We start from the raw sequence: 247 nt of genomic DNA on the forward strand, positions 1-247 counted from the left end.
GGGATGCCTTACCGCTCCTTGCTCACCTCTTCAAAGCGCGAGAGCCAGGGGCTGACAATCATGCCCTTGATGTCGCTGCGGAAGGCGGCGGTGTCGATGACTTCGGAGAAGGGCTGAATGGACATGACGATTTCGTCCATATAGGCCTGCAGGTCTTCATAAAGCTTCGTCTGTTTCGCCACATCGCGTTCAACCAGCGCTTCCTCGATCATCTTGTTCAGCTTCTCATCGAAGAAGCTCGTGCGCC

At 55.5% G+C, this 247-nt stretch carries 1 protein-coding gene; it reads right to left on the reverse strand.

Annotated elements, in window-relative coordinates:
* Positions 1 to 8 precede the first annotated feature (8 nt).
* Positions 9 to 247: hypothetical protein (locus SB764_RS43410; RefSeq protein ID WP_410867228.1), on the reverse strand; the 239-nt coding region annotated here is incomplete at its 5' end.

The sequence above is a fragment of the Paraburkholderia sp. SIMBA_027 genome, assembly GCF_046535315.1.
Taxonomy (GTDB): Bacteria; Pseudomonadota; Gammaproteobacteria; order Burkholderiales; family Burkholderiaceae; genus Paraburkholderia; species Paraburkholderia tropica.